Source organism: Cognatundibacterium luofuense (assembly GCF_018139685.1).
Lineage (GTDB): Bacteria > Pseudomonadota > Gammaproteobacteria > Burkholderiales > Burkholderiaceae_D > Undibacterium > Undibacterium luofuense.
Window position 1 is genome coordinate 1 of record NZ_JAGSPN010000074.1, and the last position, 591, is coordinate 591.

The 591-nt window shown below is 58.4% G+C and carries 1 protein-coding gene; it reads left to right on the forward strand.

Features of this window, described 5'->3' with window-relative positions; translation table 11 throughout:
• A partial coding sequence (locus KDM89_RS19380) for a sodium-dependent bicarbonate transport family permease (protein ID WP_212689543.1) occupies positions 1-591 on the forward strand: 591 nt, incomplete at both ends.

Genomic DNA, 591 nt, shown 5'->3' on the forward strand with positions numbered 1-591 from the left:
GCTCTGATCGTACCCACGCTTAGTTATCTGGTGCTGCGCAAGCTGGTGTCAGGCTTTGACGCGGCAGCGCTGGCAGCCACCTATGGCTCCGTCAGTGCGGTCACTTTTATCACCGCCACCCAATATCTGGAAAAACACGGACTCAGCTACGGCGGTCATATGTCGGCGGCAATGGCGCTGATGGAATCACCGGCCATCGTATTTGCCGTCTTACTTGCCAACACCTTGCGCCAGGCAGCGCCCGCATCCACTGTGAGCGCACAAACCGGGGTGGAGCCAAGACCCGCTGCATCTTCCAGCATAGGCAAAATCGTGCATGAATCGCTGACCGATGGCGCACAGTTGCTGCTGATCGGTGCCATGCTGGTTGGCATCCTGAGTGGTGACACGGGTAAGGCTGCGATGCAGCCTTTTTCCGGTGATCTGTTCAAGGGTATGCTGGCATTTTTCCTGCTCGACATGGGCCTGAAAACCGCACGTAGCCTGCCTGATCTGCGTGACAAGTCACCTTTGCTGCTGGCCTGGGCCGTGCTGGCACCGGTCTGTCACGCAGCACTGGCGCTGTGTCTGGCCTGGCTGTTACAGATCTCT